Source organism: uncultured Phascolarctobacterium sp. (assembly GCF_905212365.1).
Lineage (GTDB): Bacteria > Bacillota > Negativicutes > Acidaminococcales > Acidaminococcaceae > Phascolarctobacterium_A.
In genome coordinates this window covers 1-23,376 of the sequence record NZ_CAJMEH010000013.1, presented here as the reverse complement: position 1 = coordinate 23,376, position 23,376 = coordinate 1, and the positions used below count along the sequence as shown (strand labels likewise).

20 protein-coding genes, 1 tRNA gene and 1 pseudogene are annotated in these 23,376 nt (G+C 49.6%); 21 read left to right on the top strand and 1 reads right to left on the bottom strand.

The genetic code is table 11. The features are described from left to right. Nucleotides 1-2: 2 nt before the first annotated feature. The 4 genes from QZ105_RS03725 (at nucleotide 3) to QZ105_RS03710 (ending at nucleotide 7,822) form a co-directional block, all read left to right on the top strand. Nucleotides 3-2,468 (top strand): U32 family peptidase, encoded by a 2,466-nt coding sequence (locus QZ105_RS03725; RefSeq protein ID WP_293728511.1) that lies wholly within the window; start codon nucleotides 3-5, stop codon nucleotides 2,466-2,468. Then, nucleotides 2,469-4,850, top strand: a complete 2,382-nt coding sequence (locus QZ105_RS03720) for an endonuclease MutS2 (RefSeq protein WP_293728510.1) — start codon at nucleotides 2,469-2,471, stop codon at nucleotides 4,848-4,850. It abuts the gene before it with no gap. A 61-nt stretch (nucleotides 4,851-4,911) separates the two neighbouring features. After that, entirely contained in the window at nucleotides 4,912-6,156 is a 1,245-nt protein-coding gene (locus tag QZ105_RS03715; RefSeq protein WP_293728509.1) for an aminotransferase class I/II-fold pyridoxal phosphate-dependent enzyme, read from the top strand. Between the two features lies 1 nt (nucleotide 6,157). Then, nucleotides 6,158-7,822 carry a nucleoside kinase gene (locus tag QZ105_RS03710; RefSeq protein WP_293728508.1) on the top strand — a complete coding sequence of 555 codons (1,665 nt, stop codon included), beginning with the start codon at nucleotides 6,158-6,160 and terminating at the stop codon, nucleotides 7,820-7,822. A 694-nt stretch (nucleotides 7,823-8,516) separates the two neighbouring features. Here the strand turns inward: QZ105_RS03710 and QZ105_RS03705 are convergent. Further along, nucleotides 8,517-8,592: transfer RNA gene (locus QZ105_RS03705), tRNA-Ala, on the bottom strand. A 163-nt stretch (nucleotides 8,593-8,755) separates the two neighbouring features. On the opposite strand from QZ105_RS03705, the gene QZ105_RS03700 reads away from it, so the two are divergent. From QZ105_RS03700 to QZ105_RS03620, 17 genes and pseudogenes are all read left to right on the top strand, one after another. After that, complete coding sequence (locus QZ105_RS03700; RefSeq protein WP_293728507.1) at nucleotides 8,756-8,941, top strand: hypothetical protein; 186 nt, start codon at nucleotides 8,756-8,758, stop codon at nucleotides 8,939-8,941. A gap of 67 nt (nucleotides 8,942-9,008) precedes the next feature. Then, nucleotides 9,009-9,983, top strand: coding sequence for a YafY family protein (locus QZ105_RS03695; RefSeq protein WP_293728506.1), 975 nt, complete (start codon nucleotides 9,009-9,011; stop codon nucleotides 9,981-9,983). Then, entirely contained in the window at nucleotides 9,973-10,116 is a 144-nt protein-coding gene (locus tag QZ105_RS03690) for a hypothetical protein (protein ID WP_293728505.1), read from the top strand. Before QZ105_RS03695 ends, QZ105_RS03690 begins: the two co-directional genes overlap by 11 nt. 158 nt (nucleotides 10,117-10,274) lie before the next feature. Further along, nucleotides 10,275-11,048 carry a hypothetical protein gene (locus QZ105_RS03685; RefSeq protein ID WP_293728504.1) on the top strand — a complete coding sequence of 258 codons (774 nt, stop codon included), beginning with the start codon at nucleotides 10,275-10,277 and terminating at the stop codon, nucleotides 11,046-11,048. 41 nt (nucleotides 11,049-11,089) lie between these two features. Further along, nucleotides 11,090-11,848 carry a hypothetical protein gene (locus QZ105_RS03680; protein ID WP_293728503.1) on the top strand — a complete coding sequence of 253 codons (759 nt, stop codon included), beginning with the start codon at nucleotides 11,090-11,092 and terminating at the stop codon, nucleotides 11,846-11,848. Between the two features lie 14 nt (nucleotides 11,849-11,862). Then, nucleotides 11,863-12,702: a hypothetical protein gene (locus QZ105_RS03675; RefSeq protein WP_293728502.1), complete on the top strand. Its 840-nt coding sequence runs from the start codon at nucleotides 11,863-11,865 to the stop codon at nucleotides 12,700-12,702. 4 nt (nucleotides 12,703-12,706) lie between these two features. After that, nucleotides 12,707-14,224: a hypothetical protein gene (locus tag QZ105_RS03670; RefSeq protein WP_293728501.1), complete on the top strand. Its 1,518-nt coding sequence runs from the start codon at nucleotides 12,707-12,709 to the stop codon at nucleotides 14,222-14,224. A gap of 120 nt (nucleotides 14,225-14,344) precedes the next feature. Continuing rightward, nucleotides 14,345-16,078, top strand: coding sequence for an ABC transporter ATP-binding protein (locus QZ105_RS03665; RefSeq protein WP_293728500.1), 1,734 nt, complete (start codon nucleotides 14,345-14,347; stop codon nucleotides 16,076-16,078). A 17-nt stretch (nucleotides 16,079-16,095) separates the two neighbouring features. Beyond that, nucleotides 16,096-16,779, top strand: a complete 684-nt coding sequence (locus QZ105_RS03660) for a class I SAM-dependent methyltransferase (RefSeq protein ID WP_293728499.1) — start codon at nucleotides 16,096-16,098, stop codon at nucleotides 16,777-16,779. Next, the gene (locus tag QZ105_RS03655) at nucleotides 16,776-17,561 is read left to right on the top strand and encodes a Nif3-like dinuclear metal center hexameric protein (RefSeq protein WP_293728498.1); all 786 of its coding nucleotides are present in this window, start codon (nucleotides 16,776-16,778) and stop codon (nucleotides 17,559-17,561) included. The genes QZ105_RS03660 and QZ105_RS03655 overlap by 4 nt, the downstream gene beginning before the upstream one ends. A 20-nt stretch (nucleotides 17,562-17,581) precedes the next feature. Further along, the gene (locus QZ105_RS03650; RefSeq protein WP_293728497.1) at nucleotides 17,582-18,508 is read left to right on the top strand and encodes an HD domain-containing protein; all 927 of its coding nucleotides are present in this window, start codon (nucleotides 17,582-17,584) and stop codon (nucleotides 18,506-18,508) included. After that, a complete protein-coding gene (locus QZ105_RS03645; RefSeq protein ID WP_293728496.1) occupies nucleotides 18,505-19,230 on the top strand; it encodes a SprT family zinc-dependent metalloprotease in 726 nt (241 codons plus the stop codon). Before QZ105_RS03650 ends, QZ105_RS03645 begins: the two co-directional genes overlap by 4 nt. A 131-nt stretch (nucleotides 19,231-19,361) precedes the next feature. Further along, on the top strand, nucleotides 19,362-20,066 hold the full coding sequence (locus QZ105_RS03640) for a response regulator transcription factor (protein ID WP_293728495.1): 705 nt from the start codon (nucleotides 19,362-19,364) through the stop codon (nucleotides 20,064-20,066). Between the two features lie 3 nt (nucleotides 20,067-20,069). Continuing rightward, on the top strand, nucleotides 20,070-21,617 hold the full coding sequence (locus QZ105_RS03635; protein WP_293728494.1) for a HAMP domain-containing sensor histidine kinase: 1,548 nt from the start codon (nucleotides 20,070-20,072) through the stop codon (nucleotides 21,615-21,617). Continuing rightward, complete coding sequence (locus QZ105_RS03630) at nucleotides 21,614-22,132, top strand: YqeG family HAD IIIA-type phosphatase (RefSeq protein ID WP_293728493.1); 519 nt, start codon at nucleotides 21,614-21,616, stop codon at nucleotides 22,130-22,132. Before QZ105_RS03635 ends, QZ105_RS03630 begins: the two co-directional genes overlap by 4 nt. Beyond that, a complete protein-coding gene (locus QZ105_RS03625; RefSeq protein WP_293728492.1) occupies nucleotides 22,129-22,905 on the top strand; it encodes a carbon-nitrogen family hydrolase in 777 nt (258 codons plus the stop codon). Before QZ105_RS03630 ends, QZ105_RS03625 begins: the two co-directional genes overlap by 4 nt. Beyond that, nucleotides 22,905-23,376, top strand: a pseudogene (locus QZ105_RS03620) (hypothetical protein); the annotation flags it as partial. The gene QZ105_RS03625 and the pseudogene QZ105_RS03620, both read left to right, overlap by 1 nt.

Sequence of the window (23,376 nt, the reverse complement as noted above, 5' to 3'; positions counted from 1 at the left end):
ATATGGAGAAGAAAAAACTGGAGCTGCTGGCTCCGGCTGGCAGCTGGGAAGCGCTGGAGGCTGCGGTCAACGCCGGAGCAGACGCGGTATACATGGGCGGCAAGGCCTTTGGCGCCCGCGCCTACGCCAGCAATTTTGATCAGGAGGAAATGGCCAGGGCGGTATATTTTGCCCATATGCATCGGGTGCGTTTGTATATTACGGTCAACACCCTGGTGGACGACAGTGAGCTGGAGGAGCTGGCGGCCTATCTGCTGTTTTTGAATAATGTGGGCGTGGATGGCATCATCGTGCAGGATATGGGCGTTATCCGCCTAGCGCGCAGGCTGGTGCCGCAGCTGCCGCTGCATGCCAGCACTCAAATGACGCTGACTAACAGCAGCGGCGTGGATTTTGCTGTGGCAGCAGGTATGGAGCGCAGCGTGCTGGCGCGTGAGCTGAGCTTGAAGGAAATTCAGGCGGCCTGCAGCCGCGGCAGCGAGATAGAAACCTTTATTCACGGGGCGCTGTGCGTGTGTTATTCCGGCCAATGCCTGATGAGCAGCTTAATTGGCGGCCGCAGCGGCAACAGAGGGCGCTGCGCCCAGCCATGCCGTCTGCCCTATAAGCTGCTGAACGGCAAGGGCGAGGATATGCTGGCAGGCAAGGACGCAGGCCAGTATTTGCTGAGCCCCAAGGATATGAATACGCTGGCGATTTTGCCGCAGATGATTGAAGCGGGCGTGGTCAGCTATAAGATTGAAGGGCGCATGAAGCGTCCCGAATATGTGGCGGTGGTGGTGGACGCTTACCGCCGCGCTATGGACAGCTATCTGGCAGGCGATTATCATGTGCCGCCGGAGGATTTGGCTAATATCGAGCAGATTTTTAACCGTGATTTTACGACGGCTTATTTAACTAACCGTCCGGGCAAGGAAATGATGAGCGACCGCCGCCCCAATAACCGCGGCGTGCTTATCGGCCGTGTGGCGAAGCTGGACAAGCAGCGCAATAAGGCTAGCGTAAAGCTGGAAAAGGAGCTGCACTTGGGCGACGGCCTAGAATTTTGGGTAAGCGTGGGCGGCCGCGTAGGCACGACCGTTACCAGTATGCTTTTAAACGGCAAAAATGTGGAAGCGGCGGGAGCAGGCCAGCAGGTAGTTATCGACGTGCCTAACGGCGTGCGCCTGAACGACCGCGTGTTCCGCACGCTGGACAGCCGCCTGATGGCTTACGCTCAGCAGTTCTTCGGGCCGGACGCTAAACGCCGCATTCCGGTGGATGCCGTGGTGACTGCCAGCTTAGGGCAGTCCATGACGGTAACGCTGACCGACGACGAGGGCAATACCGGCTACGGCGAAACGGACTTTATTGTGGAGGCCGCCCGTAAGCGGGCTTTGGACGACGGCGTGGTGCGCAAGCAGATAGACCGTTTGGGTACGACGGAATACTTCTTGAATAGCCTGCGCTTTGAGCATGACGAGGGCGTTATGGTGCCTATGAGCGAAATGAACGAAGCGCGGCGCATGGCCTGCGAATCTTTGGATGCGGCGCGTTTGGCTGCTTTCGCGCCTGCGCGTCAGACCGTGCATAAATATGACGAGCCCTTGCAGCCCAAGGCTCATAAACGTACCGGAATAAGCAGCGTGCTGACGGTGCATTGCGATAGTCTGGGCAAGGTAAACTCAGCCTTGCGGGCAGGGGCGGAGCGTATTTTGTTCGGCGGCGATTGCTTTAATCATCAGCTGCCCAGCAACGAGGATTACGTTAAGGCAGCGGAGCTGTGCCGTAAGGCTGGCAGGCAGCTGGCCTTCGCTACGCCCCGTATCGTTAAGGAGGCGCAGCTGGGTTACTTTGACAAGCTGTTCGCTCTGTGGCAGCAGCTGGAGCCCGACCTTGTGTATATCAATAATAACGGCTTGTGGCCGCTGGGCAGGAAGTATGCGGGCTTGAAGCTGGCTGCGGATATGTCGTTGAATATTTTTAACAGCCAGGCCCTACAGTTCTGGCAGGAAAACGGCGCTGCGGCCGCCGTACTCAGCCCGGAGCTGACTATGGCGCAGGTGGAGCATCTGGCCGCCGTCAGTCCGGTGCCGTTGGAATGTGTGATTCAGGGGCGCTTGGAAATGATGGTTTCCGAATATTGCGTGGGCGGCAGCTTTTTAGGCAGGCTGCACGAAGGGCCGTGCCAGTTTAACTGCCGCGAGCAGCTGTATTTAGGCGACCGCAAGGAGGCTCGCTTCCCTGTGGCGACGGACCAGTTCTGCCGCATGCACATTTTGAACGCTCACGAGCTGTCTTTGCTGGCTAATGTGCAGCATATGGCGGAAATTGGCGTAGCCAGCCTGCGCATCGATGGGCGCGATTACGACGAAGCGCGCTTGGGCGAGCTGGTAACATTGTACCGTCAGGTATTGGGCGGAGCTGTGGCTGCGCCGGAAAATCTGCCGGGTACGACGCGCGGGCATTATTTTAGAGGTGTGATGTAAATGGCGCGCTTTGCGATAAAAACCTTAGAATTTGATAAAGTAAAAAATATGCTGGCCGCTAAGGCCGCAACCTTTTTGGGCAAGCAGGCGGTAACGGCGCTGCAGATTGAAAGCGATTTCGGCAAAGTTAAGCGCTTGCAGGAGGAAACGGCGGAGGCTCTGCGGCTTTTGGACGAAGGCAAGCGCTTTCCCTTTGGCGGCGCCTATAATATTACGGCGGACGTGAAGCGGGCGGAGCTGGGCAGCGTGCTGGAGCCGGAGGAGCTGCTGCATGTGCTGACTACGGCGCAGGCTTTGCGCGCCATGAAGGAATTTTTGAACGCCAATGCCGAAACTGCGCCGGTCTTGGCCGAATACAGCGGCGAGATGCAGCAGTTCGGCCGCTTGGAAAAGCAGATTGAGAGCGCTGTGGACGAGCACGGCGAAATCAAGGACAGCGCTTCACCTAAGCTCAACGGTCTGCGTACAGCTATCCAGATTGCCAAAAACAGAGTTAAGGATAAGCTGGACAGTATTCTGCACGACCCCAATAATCAGAAGTATTTTCAGGATAATCTGGTGACGATGCGCGGCGACCGCTACGTTATTCCCATTAAGCAGGAATATAAAATGAACTTCCCCGGCATCGTTCACGACCAGTCGGGTACGGGCGCGACGCTGTTTATCGAGCCGCTGGCTGTTGTCAACCTGAATAACGATATCAAGCGTTATATTGCCGAAGAGCGACAAGAGGTGGAGCGTATTCTGCGCCAGCTGACGCAGAACGTAGGCGCGGAAGCTGGCGCCTTGCTGGTGACGCTGGAATTTTTCACTAAGTTGGACGTAATCTGCGCCAAGGCTTTGCTGGCGCAGGAGCAGCACGCCGTGCGTCCCATGATGGTGCTGGGCAGCGGCGTTGCTATTCAGCAGGGACGTCATCCCTTGCTGAACAAGGATACGGTGGTGCCGCTGGACGTGGAGCTGGGCGACCGCTTTACCATGCTGCTGATTACCGGCCCTAATACGGGCGGTAAAACCGTGGCGCTGAAGGCCGTGGGCGTGTTCGCCCTGATGGCGCAGACTGGTATGTTCATACCGGCGCTGAGCGCCAAGCTGCCGGTGTTCCGCGCCGTTTATGCCGACATTGGCGACGAGCAGAGCATCGAACAGAGCTTGAGTACCTTTTCGGCCCACATGACTAATCTTATTAGCATCTTAAACGAGGTGCGCAGCGGCGATTTAGTACTGGTGGACGAAATCTGCGCCGGTACGGACCCCAACGAGGGCGCGGCGCTGGCTATGTCCATGCTGGAGCATTTGCACGAGCAAAAGGTGCTGACCATGGTGACGACTCATTACAGCGAGCTGAAAACATTCGCTTACGGACACGATGGCATGGAAAACGCCAGCGTGGAGTTTGACCCCGTATCGCTGCGGCCGACCTATCGTTTGCTGATGGGCGTGCCGGGCAGCAGCAACGCTTTCAATATCAGCCGCCGTTTGGGCCTGAGCGAAGGCATTATAGAGCGTGCCGGCTTGTTGCTGAACCAGGAGCATGTGCATATGGAAAATGTGCTGCAGGAGCTGGACAGCGAACGCCGCCGTTACGAAAGCGGCAGCAAGGAAATCGAGGAGCTGCGCCGCGAAAGCGAGCAGCTGCGCAACGCGCTGGCCTATTCCAAGGCGGAATTTGAACGGCGCAAGAACGAAATGCTGCGTAAAGCGCGGGAGCAAGCGGACGAAATTTACCGCCGCAGCCGCCGGGAATCCGAAGCGGTACTTAAGGAGCTGCGTTCTATGAAGGCGGACTTCGACACCAAGCGGTTGGAGCAGGCGGCGGAGGAAGCGCGCAAAAAGCTGAACAAGACCCTGAGCGAGGACGCTCCGCTGCCGGAGGGCGCGCCTTTAAGCGCTAAAACGGCGAAGAAGGGGCTGAATGTCTTTGTGATTTCCTTGGGCAAGAACGGCGTCGTTACCGACGTTAAGGGCAGTGAGGTAACGGTGCAGGTGGGCATTTTGAAGATGAATGTGCCTGCCGCCAAATGCCTGCTGACGAAAGCGCAGCCCGTTAGTACGGACGCTGCGCCCAAGAAGCGCAAGGGCTTCAGTAAGAACGCCGCAGCCAACTATGCGCACCAGATGTTTGTAGCGAAGTCCGGCAGCGCGCGGCAGGAAATCGACCTGCGCGGCATGACGCTGGACGAGGCGATTCCCGTGGTGGATAAGGCTATCGACGACGCTTTAATCGCCGGTATCGGCCAGCTGCGCTTGATTCACGGCAAGGGTACGGGCGCATTGCGCGCCGGTTTGACGGCTTATTTAAGCACTAACCGCTTTGTGAAAAAGCTGGAAACGGCAGCCTTGGAGGCTGGCGGCAGCGGCGCTACGGTAATCGACCTGTAATTTGTTCATCAGGGTTTACTAATAAATTTTAAACAAGGCTATTGTGAAAGGGGTTTTAATCATGGCTATGAGTATTGCTGCAAAGCATGCAAAGGGAAAATCTGCTCAGGATAAGATTTTTGGCGCTAACGCCGCTGCTGTGGCTGCCGCTGCCAAATACGGCAAGGACGCAGTTACCAACGCTACCATTGGCGCTATTCTGGACGAGGAGGAGCAGCTGGTTTGCCTGCCGACCGTCGAAAAGGTTTACCGCGGCCTGAGCACCAACGAGCTGATTGCTTACGCTCCCATCAGCGGCCTGCCGGAATATTTGGACTGCGTACTGACCGCGGCCTTCGGCAATTCCCGTCCCGACGGCTATATTGCCGCCGTAGCTACCGCAGGCGGCACCGGCGCTATCCACCATGCCATCTGGAACTATCTGGACGAGGGCGAAACCGCTCTGTGCTCCGATTGGTACTGGGGCGCTTATAAGGTGCTGTGCGACGATATGGGCCGCAAATTCACCACCTATAAAATGCTGGACGAAAATAATAAATTCAATCTTCCCGCTTTGAAGGCGAAGGTGGACGAGCTGCTGGCGCAGCAGGACAATCTGCTGTACTTGCTGAATACGCCTGCGCATAATCCTACGGGTTACAGCCTGTCCGAGGAGGATATGGACGGCGTGCTGAGCGTGCTGAAAGAGGCTGCCGTACCGGGTAAAAATATCGTTTTCTTCCTGGACGTAGCCTATATCGATTATGCCGGTGAAAAGGAAGAAGTGCGCAAAATCTTTAAAAAGCTGTCCAACCTCCCCGCTAATATTCTGGCTATCGTCGGTTACAGCATGTCCAAGGGCTTTACCATGTACGGCCAGCGCACGGGCGCTATGATCGGCATTTCCTCCGATAAGGACGTTATTGAAGAATTTGCCGCCATCAACCAATATACCAGCCGCGCTACTTGGTCCAACATCAACCGCCCCGCTATGCGTACTCTGGCCGCTATTTACAGCGACCCGCAGCTGTTGGACGCCGTATGCAAGGAACGCGATTACTACTATCAGATGATTAAGGCCCGCGCCGACCTCTTTACTAAAGAAGCTAAGGAATGCGGCCTGCCCATGCTGCCCTATGTAGCAGGCTTCTTCCTGTCTATTCCGGCTAAGAACCCGGACGCTATCTGCGAAAAGCTGCATGAGGACAATATTTTTGCCGTGCCTTTGGCTGCCGGTGTGCGTATCGCTGTATGCGCAGTGCCTTTGAAGAAAATTGCCGGTATGGCTGCCAAAGTGAATGCGGCTATGCAAGCCGTGGAGCGGTAATATGTTAGCCTGGAAGCTGCCGAACGGGCAGCTGCGGCAGGTGGAGGAAGGCAGCTGCCTTTTGCCTTTGGCTTTATCCATACAGGATAAGTTTAAATCGCCCATCGTGGAAGGCGTATTCAACGGCGAAGCGGTGGATTTACAAAAGCCGCTGTATACGGATGGCACGGTAGATTTTATCGAGGTCAACACGGCGGAGGGCATGCGGACTTATACGCGCACATTGCTCTTTATGCTGTTGGCGGCGTGCTATAAGCTTTATCCCGACGTGGATTTGGAGGTACGCAATACCCTGGGCAGCGCCCTGTATTGCCTGGATAAAAGCAGCATCAAGCTTACGCCTGAGAATATCAAAGCCATCGAAGCTTATATGAAGCAAATGGCGGCGGCTAAAGAGCTGATTACGCTGAAACGCTTTGCTAAAAGCGAAGCGATGGGGAAAACAAGCCGTTTGCGCACGCCGGACAGCGAAGCGCTGCTTGACGAACTGCCGGATGACGCTACGCTGACGGTATATTATTTGCAGGATATGCCAGGCTACTTTTTCGGCGCAATGTGTCCGAATGCGGGCTATGTGCCGAACTTTGAACTATTACCTTACGACGACGGCGTTATTATCAATTACCCCGATACGGGGGATTGGACGCAGCTGCCGCCCTTTGTGGACCAGCCGCGTCTTAACGACGCTTACCAGGAGGCGGAAGAATGGTCCGCAATGATTCAGTGCAATACTATCGGTAAGCTTAATAACATCATCAGCTTGGGCTATGCCGATAAAATCATTCAGGTGGCTGAAGCGCTGCATGAAAAGAAGCTGGCGGGCATAGCCGATATGATTGCCGCCAGAAAAAATGAGCTGAAGCTTATTTTGATTGCTGGCCCGTCTTCGTCCGGAAAAACGTCAACGGCGCAGCGGCTAAGCATTCAAATGGCTGTCAACGGGCTGCGGCCTATGCCGATATCCATGGACGATTATTACCTGAACAGGGTGGACACGCCGCGCAAGGCCGATGGCAGCTATGATTTTGAATGTTTAGAGGCTATCGATTTAGAGCTGTTCAACGAGCATTTGCAGAAGCTGCTGGCGGGCGAAAAAATTAAGCTGCCCAAGTACAATTTCCGTACCGGCTGCCGCGAGTACCGCGGCAACGAGCTGCAGATGACGGATAATTCGGTGCTGGTGGTGGAAGGTATTCACGGCTTGAACGAAAAGCTGACGGCCTCCATCCCTGCGGCTAATAAAATGAAGCTGTACGTTAGCGCGTTGACGCCCATGTCCTTCGACGCCTATAACCGCATCCATACGACTGACGTGCGCCTGCTGCGGCGCATTGTGCGCGACAGCCAGTTCCGCTCCCACGATGCGGAGGCTACGCTGGCCTTGTGGAAGGACGTGCGTGAGGGCGAGGAAAAGTATATTTTCCCGTTCCAGTGCAGCGCAGACGTGATTTTTAATACGACGCTGATTTACGAGCTGGCCGTATTGAAAAAGTACGCTGTGCCCTTGCTGGAAGCGGTGCAGCCCAAATCCGGCAGGGCTTATATGACGGCGCGCCGCTTGCTGAATATGCTGTATTATGTCAAGCAGATCGACGATAACGCCATGCCCAATAATTCCATTCTGCGCGAATTTGTCGGCGGTAGTATTTTTAAAGACGCATTTTAATATGGTAAGGGTATAAAGAAAGCCGGAGCGTTAAGCTCCGGCTTTTGCTACCATTTTTGCAATCTTTTAAGATTATGCACACTTTTTAACGGCTTGGATAGCAAGGCGTTTAACTGAAAAGCGGCAGTTTTATTAAGCCTTAAAATTCGTTCGGACTGTGATAAGCCTTCCTGTACGTATTCGGCGTTCAAGCATTCTAGGTTTGCCAATACGATAAGCTGCTCTATCGTTGCGACATCCCGGACATTACCTTTGGCGGTTGGATTGGCAGCCCGCCATTGAGCGGCTGTTATACCGATGCGTTAGAACCAGCTTCTTGTTTAAACTGGTCGAATTCGACCAGTTTAAAATTAGGATTGTTTAATTTTTCCCATAAACCGATAAATTCTATAGTGCTACGTGCAAAGAATACGCGCAAGAGAAGAAAACGAAAATTAGTGCGCTAAAAAAGCAACGAATATTTTTGCTATCTTTGTTAGGTGTAGCTGTCCTTAAAATAGCTGCCTGAAGTGTTTGGGCACCAAATGGGCACCAGGGCGTTTTGAAAATTGGACGCCAAATAAAAATAAGACCCTGCCAAATAAGGCAGGGCCTGTGTTTCCAGTGGTGGAGATAAGCGGGATCGAAGCGTTGTAGTTTGGATGGTTAAGCGCATGAAAAAGCAGTCCGTGTTTGCGGACTGCTGATTAACAAGTGGTGGAGATAAGCGGGATCGAACCGCTGACCTCTTGAATGCCATTCAAGCGCTCTCCCAGCTGAGCTATACCCCCAAAACTATATACCTAATTATAAAGGCTGCCGTTCGTTTTGTCAACAAAAAATTACGGTTTATTTTTATACTTCTTCAACAGAGTGACAAAATATGACACTGTATGCGCGTATAATTAATAATATAAAGATAAGTTTAACTTTGAACGAAGGAGTTGGTAAATTATGCGGGTATTACTCCAGCAATACGGCTTTAAGGGAATAATTGATTTTGTGATTATTTTTATTCCGGCAATGAAATTTGGTGGTTGGATTACCGGAGTAGAGGAGCAGATTTGTTGCGATGGCAAACGACATAGTAAAAATTATTATGGAAATTTTACTGATTGGCAGGAAAATTTAAACGAATAGAGAAAAATATAGATATGAATTTTTTTTTGTTCAAGCGAAAATATATTTTACATGAATTGGTGGTATTATGATGACTAAAGATAGATTGTTAAGTATATATACACGTTTGCTGCAGGGCAATTTATTGAATCGCAAGGCGGAGGCGCAGAGATTTGGCTGCTCTGTGCGTTCAATTCAGCGTGATATTGATGATTTGCGTTCTTTTTTGCATGATCAGAATGAAAATGCGGAAATAAATCAGGATATAATTTATGATAAAAAGCTACAGGGCTACAAGCTTATTTCTGCTTCTAAGAATACCTTGACTGCGGAGGAGGGCTTTGCTGTCTTGAAAATTTTATTGGAGAGCAGAGCTTTGACTAAAGAAGAGCTGTATCCCATTTTAGATAAAATAGGAGCTGCTTGTACGCCTTTGGCTAGTCAGACTAAAGCGGCAGCGTTGATTGGCAACGAAAGGCTGCATTATGTGGAGCCAAAGCATGGAAAGCTTATTTTGCGCGATATCTGGCGCTTAGCGGAGGCTGTCAGGGAACAGAGAGAAGTATTGCTGAGTTATCATCGTACTTTGGATGATAAAATTGTCCAGCGTGTTTTGCAGCCGGTGGGAATAATGTTTTCTGAGTTTTATTTTTATTTGATGGGCTTTATTGTGAAACAGAAAGACGAAAAGATTAATTATAGTGTTGATAATGATCCGTATCCTACGATTTATCGTATCGATAGAATTCAGAATTTTACTGTTACAGATAAGCATTTTAAAGTTCCTTATGCAGACCGCTTTGAAGAGGGAGAATTTCGTAAGCGCGTACAATTTATGTATGGAGGAAGATTGCGCCGCATTAAGCTTTATTATAAAGGACCTTCTGTAGAAGCTGTGCTGGACAGGCTGCCTACAGCTGAAATTACCAGGCATGATGAGCAGGGATGGCTGATTAAGGCAGAGGTTTTTGGCAATGGCATAGATATGTGGCTGCGCAGTCAGGGCGGCAATGTAGAATTAGTTAGCGACGAGGTAGAAGGAGGTAAAGAAAATGTTAGATAATAAGATTATAATTTCCTGTGGCGGTATTGTGTTATTGGCTCCGGCAGCGCCGTTCTTATTTAGCTGCGCCGTAGGAGTGGCGGCCCTGGCAGGAGGGGCATACGCTTTGTATAAGGTTATGGAGGAGGATTAGGAGAAAGGTTATTCAGGAGTTTTCCATCAAGATGGTGCAAATGGAGAAAGCCAGAGCTGACGTCGAGCTTATCCAAGAAGCATTGATGGATATGCTAAAGGATGATAATTAAAATATAGAAAAATTAATGAAGTGTTATTAAGGGAGGCACGGTTATTATGAAAAACGATGCATTGGATGTAGTATTACAACAAATTAGAGATGAGGAGGACTGGCAGAGCTTATTAAAGATTTGCGATTGCAGTTCTAGCGTACAATTGGAAAATTTAAGTTTGTCGGGAAAAGTGAAATTTTTCAATCAGGAAATACGTAGTAATTATGGCAATACTTTCGTAAATATATTTCGTAACGCTTATGAGCCTGATTATGATGAAATTTTAAAAGAAACGGCTAAAAAATTATCCATTAAGAATATACCTGCTTCATTAAGTATTGGACATATTGAAAATTTGGAGAACAGCATAATTGCTAATGTATTAGAACAAGCTAGGGAGAAGATAATTAAAGAAGAAGGATTTGCCGCTTGGGATAAAATAGAGAAGGATGCAATGCGGGGAGTTGACAAGCTTTATGCAGAAGGAAAAATTACTGCTGAAGAATATGCAAAACTCAAAAAAGTTAGTATGTCCGGTGGTGCTTTAGCGACGATTGTTGCTGGGCGACTTGCAGGCTTTGCTTTATATGTGCTTGTTAACCAAATCTTTTTCGCTATTAGTAGATATTTGGGTTTAGGAATAGGCGTAGCGGTAGCGGGACCGGTAATTGGCAGAGTTTTATCCACTTTATTAGGACCGATAGGCTGGTTGTTGACAGCGATGTCTATTTTATATTGCTTAGGCGATACTAATTGGAAAAAAACAATAGGTGCGGTTGTGTTCATTGGTGTTATGCGCCAGAAGCAAAGATTTGCTGACAGACTTAATGCTGATTAAAGATATTTTAAGTTTAGTTTTTGATAAAGGAGAAATGATGTATGAGTAAAAATGACGCATTGGATATGGTTTTGCAAAGAATAAAAAATGATGAGGAATGGAATATGCTCGCACGCTTGTGCGATAGCTATGGTAAAATTATCTTGGAAGATTTGACTAATCTTGGGAAAGCCAGTGCTTTCAACAAGGAAATCAGAGGGTTATATGCATTCTTTTCCGACGAATATTCACCGGATTATGACGAGATATTAAAGGATGTAGCTAAAAATTTACAAATAAAGTATATTCCGCAACAGGCTCTGTCTTTATATGATGTTGAATGTTTGGAGCGGTTAGTATTGGTAAAGTTGATGGAAGTAATGCGGGATAATATTATTATTCATGCTGGCAGGGCTCTATGGAAAGAGATAGAGAGTAAAGCTTTAGATAAATTGAAGGAGTTGTGGCTGGATGGAAAAATAGACAGGGATGAATTTTATGCTATTGAAAATGAGTTTTTGAAGAGTGGTTTGGAAAAATTATTAAGCAATAACCAATTACCAGGAGTTTTTCATTATTTTATTATCAATCAGCTTTTCTTAGAAGCGGGGGTGTATTATGGTATTGATAGATTGAATATGAAAGGAAAAGTATTTCCTTTTGTTTGTGTAGCTTCAGTTTTAAATCCTTTTTTTCTATTTAGTATTTTTCTTAAAGAAAGCGTCTTTAATGATGAAAAATGGCAAAGATTAACTGCTATCGTAGTGTTTGTAGCTTCTTTGCGCCAATATCAAAAATGGTGTGCTATGGTTGAGGACTAAGGGGGCAGGAAGATATGTTTAATAGCGATTTACGAGAAGAAAGTTTAGCAGATTTACGGAAAATAGAATATGAATACAATGAAATACGTGAAGCAGTTCTATATAGTGCTCAGAGGTTATATAGTAAAAAACAAAGCGCTAATAATTTATTAACAGAAATAGAAGTTTTTGTAAATAAGATTGCCAATACTCCTAAAGAAATGCAAGCAGAATTAAGCGAAATTCAGTATGCTTTGAAAAATTTTGCAAAAGAACTACAACATTTAGAAATAGAACGCAAAAAACTTATTGTCGCTGAAAATAGCGGTGTTGCGATTGCTACAGCAGGCGCAGGAGTTGCTACGTTGGGACCTACCGCCGCTATGGCTGTAGCAACTACATTTGGACATGCTTCTACGGGAACAGCTATAGCTACTTTATCCGGCGCGGCAGCTCAAAATGCAGCTTTAGCTTGGTTAGGAGGAGGCGCGTTAAGCGCCGGAGGCGGCGGTATGGTTACTGGTAAGGCTTTACTTGCTTTAGCAGGACCTGTGGGTTGGTTTGTCTGCGGTGGCGCTTTATTGACAAGCGCATATTTTTTGAGTAGTAAAAATAAAAAGAACGCAGAGCAGGCGGAAAAATGCAGGCGGGACATCGTTGAAGGCATTACTGAAATCAAACCTAAAAAAGTGGAAATCAGACACATTACTGTTGAGATTAATAATCTGTACTGGGCGTTAAATGATGAATTTATAGATTTATTGAAGCAGCATATATCTGATTATAGTATTTTGACCGACCAACAAAAATATAGATTAGGTTCTTTTGTCAATAGCGCTAAAGCCTTAGCAGCTTTATTGTCGAAGAAGGTATGAGCAGATGGATACCAATAATGTAAAAATGCAGACTATTGCGGCGATAATTGACCGTATTAATCAAGACAGGATAAATGAAGCTGTTGGACTTAAATCGCAAGTAATTACTGAAACTGCTGGAGTTTTGAGCCGCCAAGATAATAATCTTGCTGAAGCATTGTCTAAAATTAATATAGTAGAAGATTTTGTGAATGCACCTAATCACATTTTAGGTAATATGGCAACTAAACATGGGGAAATAGCAGAGCAAGTAGAAGTTGGAATAGTAAATGCTGAAGCTGCTTTACATGGCTTGATGGATAGAGCCGTTATTGATCCGGATGTGGTTGGTAGGACTGTTAATGCGCCAGCAGATTATTTGATTGATAATGCTGCCGTTCAATCTAAATTTAGTCATGAAGAATTAAATACATTAAAGCATGTTTTGGAACACTTACGAAAATATGAAGGAATTGGTTTTGCTCGTGGTGATGGCTCATATTATCATATACCTAAAGATCAATATGATAATATTATGCATTTGCTGTCCGATGGAGAGCTTTCTGGGAGAAATGTTAATAGCATAAATAAAATTTTAGAAACTATTCATAAAATAGAAGATGAAAGTGGAATGGATTTTGCTGATATAGTTAAATCAGCGCATGTAAAATACGCAGATGTTCAGTTAGGAAAAGTTAAAGAGACGTTAAGCGATATTAGAGAGGGGCTGAAGCAGGAAAATCAAGGCATCGTTAAAAATATAAAAGACAAAGCAGACGAGAAAATAAAGGATATAGATTCTAGCCATAGAGCTAATATAGCTGAAGCTGGCAAAAGCGCTTTGGTTGGCGCTGCTGTCGGCGGAGCTTTGGCATTGATTTTGAATGTTTATCGTAAGCGAGCAAGTGGGAAAGCACTAAAAGATTTTACGGCTTCGGATTGGCAAGAGATTGGTTTAGAAACTACAAAAAGCTCTGCAAAAGCGGGCATAAGCGGTTTCGCTATTTATGGCCTAACTAATTATGCTAATGTTGCAGCGCCCATTGCCGGTGGTGTTGTTTCTGCTAGTTTTGGTATGTTGGCAATATTAAATGGCTATCGTCAAGGTGAAATTTCTTTTGAAGAGTTTTGTGACAATAGCAAACTTATTTGCCTTAATACTAGCGCGTCTGTTTTGGGAAGTATGATAGGGCAGGCTGTTATTCCGATACCTATGCTTGGAGCCGTTGTAGGCAGCGTAGCAGGTAGTGTAGCCGCTGATATTCTTCAACCTTTAGTGAAAGATGAAGAAAAAGTATTACTGGCTCAATATAGGGAGCGTTTAGAAAAAGAGATAGAATTTTTTGATACTAAGACGCAATGTAAGATTACTGAAATTATAAAAAAATACAATGAATTTGGTGATATCATGGAAGCTGCTTTTAATAAAAAATTAAATATTGAACTCAGATTTAAGTATAGCCAATATTTAGCTTCAGCATGTGGAGTTGATAAAGGTGAGATTTTGGTTACTAAACAAGATATAGATGTATTTTTTATGTAGTAGACGCTTCTTAATATTATTTCATCCCTTCGAGCCCTCCATCGCCGAAGGGATTTTTTCATACCCAATTTGCTGCGCGTATGGTATAATATACTGATAATTTATCTATACGAGGTAAGCATGCTAAAACGCTTTTTACGCTATTATCTTCCTTACAAAAAAATATTAGCCCTGACGCTGACGGGAGCTGTACTTTCGGCCTTGGCCGAGCTGTTTTTCCCGATGTATCTGCGTTATATCATGGACGAAGTGCTGCCTTTGGGCGATATTCCTTTGCTGCTGCGGGCCGCAGCGGTGCTTTTATTGCTGTACCTGCTGAACTGCTATATAAATTATCAGGTGATGTGCCACGGGCGCATGATTGGCGCGCGCATCGAGCAGGATATGCGGCGGGAGCTGTTCCGCCATGTGCAGTCCATGAGCTTCCGCTTTTTCGATAATCAGCGCGTGGGCCAGCTGGTGTCGCGCATTGTAGGCGATGTGGGCGAAATACGCGAGCTGATTTTCCTGGGGCCTAATTACCTGCTGGTGTGCACAATTTTTATGCTGGGCACTGTGGGTATATTATTTTATATTAATTGGCAGCTGGCGCTGCTGGTTAATTTTTTACTATTGGCTAAGGCCTACGATTCCGTTACTATCAACCGCGAGCTGAAGCGGGCTGGGCGAGAGGCTCGTTCGCAGGTGGGCAACCTGACGGCGCAGACGACGGAAAGCTTGAGCGCTGTACGCTTGGTGCAGTCCTTTCATAACGAGGAGCTGGAATGCGGCAAGCTGGACGTTGTGGCGGCTAAGCTGCTGGCGGCGCGCAAAAAGTCTTTCTATCTTTTGGGGCATTCCAATACCAGCATGGTCTTCTTTTCTAATATTACCAATCTGGTAATCATCGTGGCCGGCGGTGTGCTGATAACCTTGGGACGTATGCAGATCAGCGATTTGATTACGTTTTTGCTGTATGTTTATATTTTTGTGCGGCCTGTTTTGCGTTTGAACGCTTTGGCGGAAAGCTACCAGAAGGGTATAGCCAGCTACCAGCGCTTTGAGCAGCTGCTGCAAATCAAGCCGGAGATTGCCGACGCGGAAAACGCTGTGGACGCAGGCTGTTTGAAGGGTGATATTACCTTTGAAAACGTGACCTTCGCTTACGATGGCAAGGAGCCGGTGGTGCACGATTTTTCGCTGCACATCAAAGCAGGCGAATCCGTGGCCTTTGTAGGTAGCACGGGCGTGGGCAAGAGTACCTTATGCAATTTGCTGCCGCGTTTTTACGAGCCGCAGCAGGGCCGCATTTTAATAGACGGACGCGATATCAGAAGCATGTCGCTGGCGTCCCTGCGCCGCAATATCGGCGTCGTGCAGCAGGATATTTTTCTCTTTTCCGATTCTGTTACCAGCAATATCGCTTATGGCAGACCGGAGGCCAGCGCTGCGGAAATCGAGCGGGCGGCGAAGCTGGCGGAGGCCGACCGTTTTATCGAGCAGCTGCCCCAGGGTTACGCCACGCCTTTGGGCGAGCGGGGAGTCAAGCTGAGCGGCGGCCAGAAGCAGCGCATCGCTATTGCCCGCGTCTTTTTGAAGAATCCGCCGATTTTAATTTTGGACGAGGCGACCTCATCGCTGGATAACGAAACGGAGAAGAATATTCAGGGCGCGTTGAACGAGCTGTCCCATAACAGAACGACGCTGGTGGTAGCGCACCGGCTGGCGACGATTCGCAATGTGGATAGAATTGTTGTGCTGTCCCGCAGCGGCGTGGTGGAGCAGGGCTCCCATGAATCGCTGATGGCGGCCAAGGGCGAGTATTACAGATTATATATGGCGCAGTTTGCTAAAAAGGACGGCGCTGATAAGTGACATATTAGGAGATTAGCATGAAGATAGGTGAACGCTTGGAAACAATAGGTCGTTTGGTGCCTGCGGGCAGCGTGCTGGCCGACATTGGTACGGATCACGCTTATTTGCCGGTGTGGCTGCTGCAGCAGGGGCGTATCAGCCGGGCGGTGGCAGGCGATATTGCGGCAGGGCCGTGTATGGCTGCCCGTACTACCGTAGCCATGCATGGTTTGCAGGATAGTGTGGAGGTACGCCAGGGCAGCGGGCTGGAGGTTTTGCAGCCGGGCGAGGCTGATTGCATTGTGATAGCCGGTATGGGCGGCAGTACGATCAGCAGTATTTTGGCCGCTGCGCCGGAAATTGCCCGTTCTGCCAAGCTGCTGGTGTTGCAGCCCATGGCAGGAGCCGCCGGACTGCGCCAATGGCTGACGGCAAACGGCTGGCAGCTGACGGACGAGGAGCTGGTGGACGATCCGCCGCATTTTTACGAAATTATCTGCGCCAGACCGGGACAGGACAAGGCTTATTCCGCTGCGGAGTACGCGGTGGGGCCGGTGCTGCTGCGTAAGGGGCATCGTTTGCTGGCGCAGCAGCTGGCAAGACAGATTAACGGCTGCCGCCAGCTTTTGACTAATATGGAGCGTAGCGAAAAAGCGCGCGTTAGCGCTAAATATCAGGAGCTGCAGGCTTTGTTAGCCGCATTGGAGGTGCTGCAAAGGTGAAAACACAGGTTACGGTCAAGGATATGGTCCGGCTTTTGGAGGAAATAGCTCCGCCGCAGCTGGCCGAGGATTGGGATAATATAGGACTGATGCTGGGGCGCGGCGACAGGCCGGTGCGCAGGCTGCTGCTGGCTTTGGATATGACGGAGGAGACGGTGAAGCAGGCTGTTGACTATAAAGCTGATATGCTGCTGACCCATCATCCGGCGATTTTCCATAAGCTGGGACGCATTACGGACGCGGGCTGGCAGCAGGAGCTGCTTTTACAGCTGGCGGAAAAGGGCGTTGCCGTGTACAGCGCGCATACTAATCTGGACTGCGTGGCGCAGGGCGTCAACGATTCTTTGGTTAAGCGGCTGCGCATTGCCGACGACGATGTGCTGGACAGCCAAACCGGCTTGGGACGTATAGGCAGCGTGGAGCCCTGCAGCCTGAACGAGTTCGCAGCCTTTGTAAAAGCAGCGCTGCGGGCTGATTATGTGGTTGTGGGCGACGCAGGGCGCAAAGTTAAAAGGGTAGCCGTCTGCGGCGGCGCGGGCGCAGATTTGGCGGAGATAGCTTTGGCTAAGGGCGCCGATACGCTGGTGACCGGCGACGTTAAATATCATACGGCGCAGCAGGCGGTTTTCAGCGGACTGAATATTATCGACGCGGGGCATCAGGCTACAGAATGGCCGGTGCTGGAGGATTTGGCCGACAGGCTTTCGCTGCGCTTTGCAGAAAAAAATTGGAATGTAGTTTTAAAGGTAGCGCAGGAAACGCTGCTGCTTCGGCATGTTTAAGAATATAGAAGGTGAAGCAAGTGATAAGTAATTTTAAAGCAGGTACGAAAATCTGTCAGGCTGTTTTGGTGCGGGTACAGAAGGTAGGTAATTCCTCTAACGGCGGCGTATTTGCCCGCGGGCTGCTGGAGGACAACAGCGGTCGCATTCCCTTTATCTGCTTTGACGCCGTGCTGGTGGATAAAATGCGCGATTTGGAGGGCCCGGCCGCTTTTATGATAGGCGGCGCGGTGGATATCAATAAATTTGCCAACGATATGAGCTTGCAGGTTATTGTGCAGCGCCTGGAAGATCTGGTGCCGGAGGACGATATCAGCAATTTGCTGCCCCACGGCGATTTTGACGTGCAGGCTTATAAAAATAAGCTGGCTAATTATATTAAGGCGGTGCGTACTCCCGGGCTGCGCATGCTGCTGGAAACTATTTTCAGCGGCAATACCTACGAGGCATTTGTCAGCAATCCGGCAGGCACGCGGTTGCACCACGCTTATATCGGCGGCTTGCTGCAGCATTCTGTGGATGTGACAGATCTGGCCGTAGCCCTGGCAGGCCAGATTGAGGGCGTGGATAAGGACTTGATTATTGCCGGAGCGCTGCTGCATGATTTGGGCAAAATCAGGGAAATTTCCTCGCAGATAGGCTTCCCTTATACTAACGAAGGCCGCTTTATGGGGCATATAGCCATGACCAGCCTTATGGTGCAGGAGGCGGCGGCTAAGCTGCGCATTCCTGCCAGCCGGTTGGAGCAGCTGCAGCATATTTTGCTGTCCCATCACGGGGATAACGAAAAGGGTTCGCCTGTGGCCTGCGCTACCCGCGAGGCCTTCATCGTTCACTATGCCGACGAGATCAACGCCGTTATGAACCAGTTTGAGCAGCGCGAGGGCAAGGGCGCGTGGGAATATAACCGTATGCTGGGCCGCAACCTGCTGATGGAGAAGCTGTGAGCAGAATATATAAGGAGGAACGGGTAGGACTGGCAGAATTTGCCGTGCTGGTGCAGTATAAGGACGTTAAAAACCTTACTCTGCGCCTGAAGCCTGACGGCAGCATTTGCCTGTCGGTGCCTGCGGCTATTGACAAGCGGTCGGTTAAACGCTTTTTAGAGGAGCATTTGTCCTGGCTGCGGGAGAAGGCCACGGCTTTGGAAAGTACGCCGCGCCGCCTGTTGCGCTATGATATGTCGCTGCCCTTTGACGGACGCTCGCTTTACCTGTGGGGGCGGCGGCTGCCGGTCAGATTCATTGAGGATGCGGGAGCGCGCAGGATGCAGGTGCTGCCGGACAGGGTTAATTTATATGTGCGTAGTTCGCTGGATGGCGAGCGGCAGGCGGCTACGGTCAAAAACTTGTATAAGCGGCTGACGGAGCAGGCTGCGCTGCCGCTGCTGCATCAATGGCAGCAGCGCATGGGTGTGCGTTATACGGAGCTGCGCCTGCGCCAGATGAAAAGCCTGTGGGGCAGCTGCAACGTGCGGACGGGGGCCGTTACCCTGAATATTTTGCTGGCCTGCTGGCCGCAGCCCTGTCTGGAGCTGATTGTGGTGCATGAGCTGGCGCATCTTTTAGTGCCCAATCACAGCCCGGCTTTTAAACGAACGCTGGACACCTATTTGCCTGACTGGAAGCGGCGCGAGCAGGTATTAAAAAGCTTTCGGCCCGTATTTTAATGGACAAAACTCGTTTTTGACGTGAATTTTGATAAAATAGCCATATTTATGTAAATCTTTTGTGAACGTGGCTAAAGCTTACATCATTTTGTGTTATAATAAATAACAACATCATGTAGATGTCAGGAGTGATGATTATGGCAAAGCAAAAGATTTTAATTGCTGATGATGAAGCGCAGATTAGGGAGATCCTGCGCATATATTTTGAGAAAGAGGGCTTTGAGGTTATTGAAGCCGAGGACGGCGCCGCCGCTATTTTGAAGGTGCAGTCTGAAAAGCCCGATATCCTGCTTTTAGATATTATGATGCCCGTTCTGGACGGTATCGAGGTGTGCAAGCAGGTGCGCAAAATGAGCGAGCTGCCGATCATTATGGTAACGGCTAAGGACGAGGACGACGACCGTATCGCCGGTTTGGAAATCGGCGCGGACGATTATATTACCAAGCCCTTCAATTCCCGCGAGGTAGTGGCCCGCGTGAAGGCCGTGCTGCGCCGCACCGGCACTCAGGAAAAGAACGGCGACGTTTCGCGCATTACTTACGACGGCTTGATTATCGACATGGACCAATATCAGGTTACTGCCTTTGGCAATAAAATGACCTTTACCACGAAAGAAATGGAGCTTTTATGGTGTCTGGCTTCCAATCCCGGCAAGGCCTTTTCCCGCAATCAGCTGCTGGAAACTATCTGGGGTTATTCCTACTACGGCGATACGCGCACGGTGGATACCCATATTAAACGCATCAGGCAAAAACTTAACATTCCCCCCGATTCTACGTGGGACATTACCACTATCTGGGGCGTAGGCTATAAATTCGAGATCAAGGATAAATAGTTCATGGGAAAGTCACTTAGTACCCGCCTGATGTATAGCTTTATGGTTATCATCGTTATCATCGTTGTCGGTGTTACGGCAGGTATATCCTATCTGGTCGCAGATTATTTCTTTGAGATCAAGGAGCAGGAGCTGGCCGAAAAGGGTCACGAAATGGGCGAGACCATCGAGGCCTTTATCCGCATGGATGATAAGAATATGCTGTACCGCTATATTATTGCCGTCGACCGTCTGGTGGGCGCGCGCATCTGGCTGTATAATGATAAGTACGAGCTGATCGCCGCCTCCTATTACGATGGGCCGGAAAAGGCTGACGAAACCGATCCCCTGCGGCAGTACCTGAAATACGGCGCGCCGTCGGAAAGCGAACTGCAACACAGCGCTATTAAGCTGGATCAGGATATTAAAGGCAGCAACATTTCTTATCGGGTAAAAATTATTCTGCACGATATTTATGCAGGAAAATCCTTTCAGTCGCAGATTTATCATCCCTATTACAAGGAGCAGGTTATTTTGGTAGGCGTGCCCTACAGAATCCCAACGGGAAACACGGGCGCTATTTTAATGATTGAGCCCTTGAGCGGGTTTGAAAAATTTCTGCGCAATGTTTATGTTTATATAATGATCGTGGGTATTATGGCGATTCTGCTCAGCCTGTTCCTCGTGAAGAAGCTTTCTGGTCTGATTATTAAGCCGGTGCTGGAAATGAAGGAATGCGCTACGGCCATGGCGTTGGGCGATTATTCCCGCCGCCTTATAGTGAAGGGAGAGGACGAAATTGCCGATTTGGCGAAAGCGCTGAACTCCTTAGGCAAGGATTTAAGCGATTATATCGCTAAAATGGAGCGCACGGAAAAAATCCGCCGCGACTTTGTCGCTAACGTATCCCACGAGTTGCGGACGCCGATTACGATTATCCGCGGCTATAACGAAGCTATCAGCGACGGTATGGTGACGGCTCCTGAGGTTTTGCAGCGTTATCGAACGCTGATCAATGAAGAAACAGTGCGTCTGGAGCGCATGGTGCGCGAGCTGCTGGATATCAGCCGCCTGGAATCAAGCGATCCGCTGACGACTAATAATATGGAGGAGCTGCCGTTGGCGGTTATTATCCGTAATGTCGCCGAAAAATTGAGCGTTAAGGCGGTCAAGCGCCGCGTTATTTTTAACGTGCATGTCGATGAAAGTATTAAAATTTTAGGCGACGGCGATCAAATGGTACAGTTAATTATTATTTTAGGCGATAATGCCTTGAAATATTCGCCAGAAAATGGTACTGTATCAATAGGAGCGAATAAGCTTGAGGATGGCAGCGTGCTGCTGACCGTTAAGGACCAAGGCAAGGGGATTCCCGAAGCCGATATTCCCTTTATTTGGGAACGGTTTTATAAGGTGGAAAAATCTCATTGCCGCAGTACTCCGGGTACGGGTTTGGGGCTGGCCATCGCCAAGGAGATTATCCGCGTCCACGGCGCCAGCGCCGAAGTAATCAGCAAATGCGGGTCTGGTACCGCATTTGAAATAAAATTTCCAAAGGATAAGGTAGTATGATTTTAGAGTATGTATGTCCCGATTACAGAGTAAAAAGCTTATTTGACATTTCCGCTAAATGGCTGAAACGCAACGGCTATATGAAGATTGTTGTCGATATCGATAACACTTTGCTGCCGCGCGACAAAAATTTAGTCGGCCCCCGCGCCATGACCTGGATTCGCCAGCTGCACCAGGTTGGCATTAACGTAGCGCTCATTTCCAATAACGGCGGTGACCGTATTAAAGGCATTACCCGCCAAACCGGACTGGGCACTATTATGCGTGCGGCTAAACCGATGCCGATGGCTTACAAGCAGATTACCAAAGCTATGGGCGGCGGTAAGATTCTGTTCATCGGCGATCAGCTGATGACCGACGTTTTGGGAGCCAAAATTGCCGGACACCCGGTAGTTTGGGTGGAATCCTTAGGCGGCAAAGAGCATTTTATTACCCGCTGCACCCGCAAGCTGGAAAAATTCTTCGCAGGCCGTCTGCAAAGCAACAATATGATGCCTAAGGAGCGCGTATTATGAAAATCGCCCTGCTGCAGCTAGAAATTCTGGAAAAGAATAAAGCGGCCAATGTGGCCCATGGCTTGCAGCTGGCGCGCAGCGCTGCGGCTGACCACGATCTGCTGGTACTGCCGGAGGTATGGACAACCGGCTACAGCCTTGGCCATCTGGCGGAGGAGGCGGAAGAGCCTGCTTCTCCCGTTATCGGGGAATTGCAGCGGCTGGCTGCGGAAAAGCAGTGCGCTATTATCGCCGGTTCGGTGCCCATGCGCCGCGGCGGTAAGATTTATAATACCTCCGTTGCCATCGCTAAGGATGGCGGCATTGTTAATATGTACGATAAGGCGCATCTTTTCGGCCTTTTTAATGAGGAAAGATTTTTTGCGCCCGGCAGTAATTTTCAAGCCTTCGAGCTGGACGGCTTGTGCTGCGGTTCAACAATTTGCTATGATTTGCGCTTCCCTGAGCTGTACCGCCATTTGGCGCTGCAGGGAGCGCAGATCATCTTCTGCCCTGCGGAATGGCCCGAAGCCCGCGGCGATATTTGGCGCCTTTTGGCTCAGGCCAGAGCGGCGGAAAACCATATCTTCGTGGCTGCCGTAAATTGCGCCGGTTCCTTTAAGGGTGCGCCTTTTTACGGGCATTCCATGGTTATTGCTCCCAGCGGCAAAATTCTTGCGGAAGCGGGTATGGAGGAGGAAATCGTTTCTTGTACCATCGATTTGGCAGATATTGCCAGGGTGCGCGGCAGGCTTAACGCTTTAGCCGATGTGCGCAAGGAGTTGATCCAATAATGAAGCTGCAAAATTTTTTGACCGGACTTGTCGCCGGTCTGCTTTTGTATGCCCAAACGGGCTGTCTTAATGCGTTGGCTGCAGTGCCGCCGGATGCGCCCAAGGATGTGAAGCATATTCTGGGCTTTTATTACGGCAACGGAGAAAATATTCTGATTCGTGAAAACGAAGGCCGTCTGGAACTGCTGTACCGCTTTTCCCGAAGCGACAAGGCCTTTGGCGGCGCTAATATTTATCCGCTGACCAAGGAGCATTTTGATTCCTATTTAATGACGGAGGCCGGGCCGATGAGCGGTACGGAAGCCAATGTGCGCTTTGAACGCGATCAGGACGGCTATGGCATTGCCTGCCGCGTAGGCGGGCATATTTACAGCCGCTACTTTTTCGGCCAGGGTACGGGCGAGCGGCCTAAGGAGTTTCGCTTTCCTGCCCATACGGACGAGGAGTGGCAGCAGCTGCGTGCGGAGGCTG